Genomic DNA, 3,489 nt, shown 5'->3' with positions numbered 1-3,489 from the left:
CATGCCGGCGGCGCCCAGGCCGCTCAGATCCCCTTTCACGTCCGCCAGAAAGACGGGAACCCCGAGGCGGGAAAAGCCCTCCGCCAGCACCTGCAGGGTGACCGTCTTGCCGGTTCCGGTGGCGCCCGTGATGAGGCCGTGGCGATTGGCCATGGCGGGCAGCAGGGAGAGGGGGTGGCCATTGGCATGGGCCAGCGTGAGCGGTTCGGCCATGGGGGGCTCCTTGTCTCGCATGAGGGACGAAAAACAACGGGTTACAAGGAGTGTGGTGGCAGAGCCAAACGATGGCAAGCCGCGCCCGGTGGACGCGGCGTGACGGCGGGGGCCCCTCAGGAGGCGCGGATCCGTCTGCCCAGTTGCAGTGTCAGCAGGGTGAGCAGGGCGCCTGTGGTGGCGGTCAATATCGCCAGCAGCAGGCTGCCCAGCAGGAAGGGGGGCACCAGGGTGGCGGCCTCGTGCTCCAGCCAGTGCAGGGACCAGGTGAGGTGAAAGGGCTCCGGCGTCTCATGCAGCACCAGGCAGCCGGTGCGATAGGCATAGAGGTACATGAAGGGGAGCGTCAGCGGGTTGTTGAACCAGACCGCCAGCAGGGCCAGAGGCAGGTTGAGGCCAAACGCCAGCGCCAGGGCGACGGCCACCAGGGAGTGCATGGGCACCGGGATCCAGCTGGCGAAGAGGCCGGCCGCCACGGCGCCGCAGAGGGCCCGGGGGGTGCTCTGCCAGAGGGCGGGGGTCAGCAGGCGCTCCCCAAACAGGGCGAACCACTTCTGCCGGCGCAGGGTGTCCGGGTCCATCTTGAAGCGGGCGAACCAGCGGCTCAGCATGCGCGTACCACCTTGCGTCTGTGCCACTGACGAACGGTGCTGATGCGCCAGCAGGTGCGAATGAGGGTGTAGCCGATCAGCGAGCTCAACAGGGCGAGCACCAGGGAGCCCAGCAAGAGCGGCGGGGCCACCGTCTCGAACACAGACACCAGCCAGGCCCAGGTGAACTCGATCTCGATGTGCCGGGAAGGTTGCCCCAGCAACTGGCAGCCGGTCAGATAGGCGCTATAGAACATGGGCGGCATGGTGAAGGGGTTGGAGAGCCAGACCAGGGCCACGGAGAGGGGCAGGTTGACCCGGCAGGCGATGGCGCCGCCGGCCGCCAGCAACATCTGGCAGGGGAGGGGGATCCAGGCCATGAAGAGGCCGACCGCACAGGCGCCGGCGGCGGAGCGCCGGTTGAGATGCCACAGGTTGGCATCGAGCAGCAGCCTGCCGAACAGCCGCAGGTGCTTGTGCTCCTTGAGCTTGTCCTGGTCGGGCAACCAGCGTTTTATGATTCGTTTGGGCATGTGTTAAACCTTGCTAGATACTTGCTCCATGGATCTGCGTCTGCTGTTGTTTGCCCTGGGGGCAAGCTCCTCACTGCTCTGGCCATGGCTGCCTTCATGGGAATGGGGGGGCCTGGCGCTGCTGCTCGCGCTCCCCCTCGCCGGTTGTCGCTGCTGGCGGCTGCTGTTTCTGCTGCTCGGCATCCTCTGGATGCAGGGGAATATGCACCACCGGCTGGCCTGGCTGGATCAGCTGGGCAAAAAAACGAGCCACATCATAACCGCACAAGTGCAAAGTACGGAGCCCTCTGGCGATAAAGATCAGGATAAATTCGTGCGCCTGCTGCTGCGCCTCGAGACCCTGGACGACCGCCCCCTTGCCCCGTCGCCCCTGGTGCGGGTCAATGCCTACCAGGTGTTGCCGCCGCTGCCCGCCGGCAGTCGCGTCACCCTGGCGACCTCCCTCAAGCCCGCCCATGGTCTGGCCAACGAAGCGGGGATGGACGGGCGGCGCCTGCTGCTCGGCAAGGGGATCACGGCCACCGGCAACCTGCGGCGGGTCATCGCCCTGGATGCCGTCCCCCCGGGCTTGCGCGAACGCTGGCTGGCAACGGCAAGCCGCGCCTGGGAGGGGCTGGCGCAGGCTCCCCTGCTGGCGGCGCTCACCTTCGGGGAGCAGGGGCGGATCACGGACGCCCAGTGGGAGCTCTTTCGCGGCAGCGGCCTGACCCACATCATCGCCATCTCCGGCCAGCATATCGCCCTGGTGGCGGTGCTCGGCTGGTGGCTTGGCCGGCTGTTCGGGCTGCGCGGGGCCATCGGCGTGTCGCTCCTGTTCGCGGCCACCTACAGCTGGCTGGCGGGGTTTGCGGTGGCCACCGAGCGGGCCCTCATCATGGTGCTGGTGTGGAGCCTGCTGCGCTGGTTGAAACGGGACTGGCCCAGCCACCGCATCTGGCTGTGGGCCTTCGTGGTATTGATCCTGTGGGACCCCTTCGCCCTCTACTCGGCGGGGTTCTGGCTCTCCTTTATGGCGGTGGCCCTGCTGTTGCTGGCGAGCCTGCTGCACGCGCGTCCCGGCCTGGTGCGGCTGCAACTCTTGCTGCTGCTCGGGTTGCTGCCATTGCAGCTGCTGCTGTTCGAGGGGATGGCGCCCCTGGCGCTCCTGCTCAACCTGCTGGCGTTGCCGCTGTTCTGCCTCGGCATCATTCCGCTGGCGCTCATCGGCGTGCTGGTGGCCCCGATCGCCAGCCCCCTGGCCCATGGCCTGTTCTGGCTGTCCGATCTGGGGCTGGAGTGGGTGCTCCGGGGGCTGGGATGGCTGGCTGAGCACCTGCAGCTCTGGTGGCCTGTCCCCGGCGGGCTGATGCCTGCCAGCGTCCTGCTGATCCTGCTGTGGGGGGCCTGGCATCTGCCGGGGGGCCGATTCCTGCTGCTCCCTGTGGTGGCGGCCCTGCTGCTGGCCGTCTGGCCCAGACCCACCCCCTGGCAGGTGCGGGTGCTGGACGTGGGACAGGGGCTATCGGTACTTATCACCCGGGGGGAGCGAGCCATCCTGTTCGATACGGGGGATCGCTACCCCGGGGGCTACAACATGGCAGATGCGGCCATCCTGCCCCTGCTCAGCAGGCTCGGCGTCAGGGTGCTCGATACCCTGATCATCAGCCACAGGGACAGGGATCACGCGGGCAACCGGCAGGCGGTGCTGCAGAACATGCCGGTGCGCCGCGAGCTCTCCTCCTTCCCGTTTGCGCCGAGCACCCAGGCCTGTCGTCGTGGCCAGCAGTGGCGCTGGCAGGGGCTGGATCTTAGGGTGCTCTGGCCCCCGGGGCCCGGAGCGGGGCGCAACAACGACAGCTGCGTCCTGCAGTTGAGTGACGGACGCCATCGGCTGCTGCTCAGCGGTGACATCGAGCAGCAGGCGGAACGGCGCCTGCTGGCCCTGGAAAGCGAGGAGGGCGGGGGAGAGGGGCTGGCCAGCACCCTGCTGGTGAGCCCTCACCACGGCAGCCGCACCTCCTCGACCCCGGCTTTTGTCGCCGCCGTGCAGCCGGCCTTAGTGGTGCACAGCGCGGGCTTCATGAACCAGTGGGGCTTTCCCCGCCCCGAGGTGGTGGCGCGTTACCAGGGGGCGCTGCAGTGGGTGACGGGGGAGGCGGGCGCCATCCTGATCG

4 protein-coding genes are annotated in these 3,489 nt (G+C 68.2%); 1 reads left to right on the top strand and 3 read right to left on the bottom strand.

Features of this window, described 5'->3' with window-relative positions:
- The 3 genes from BN1132_RS03590 to BN1132_RS03580 form a co-directional block, all read right to left on the bottom strand.
- Positions 1-213: helicase HerA-like domain-containing protein (locus tag BN1132_RS03590; protein ID WP_042075109.1), on the bottom strand; the 213-nt coding region annotated here is incomplete at its 3' end.
- A 116-nt stretch (positions 214-329) separates the two neighbouring features.
- Positions 330-824: a DUF2062 domain-containing protein gene (locus BN1132_RS03585; protein ID WP_042075107.1), complete on the bottom strand. Its 495-nt coding sequence runs from the start codon at positions 822-824 to the stop codon at positions 330-332.
- Positions 818-1,336: a DUF2062 domain-containing protein gene (locus BN1132_RS03580; protein ID WP_042075104.1), complete on the bottom strand. Its 519-nt coding sequence runs from the start codon at positions 1,334-1,336 to the stop codon at positions 818-820. Before BN1132_RS03580 ends, BN1132_RS03585 begins: the two co-directional genes overlap by 7 nt.
- Before the next feature lie 28 nt (positions 1,337-1,364).
- Here BN1132_RS03580 and BN1132_RS03575 point away from each other — a divergent pair.
- The coding region (locus tag BN1132_RS03575) for a DNA internalization-related competence protein ComEC/Rec2 (RefSeq protein WP_042075101.1) at positions 1,365-3,489 on the top strand (2,125 nt) is incomplete at its 3' end.

Origin of the sequence: Aeromonas sanarellii (assembly GCF_000820085.1) — a bacterium.
GTDB classification, from domain to species: Bacteria; Pseudomonadota; Gammaproteobacteria; order Enterobacterales; family Aeromonadaceae; genus Aeromonas; species Aeromonas sanarellii.
Note: the sequence above shows the minus strand (reverse complement) of the source record. Positions and strands in the feature narration are given on the sequence as shown.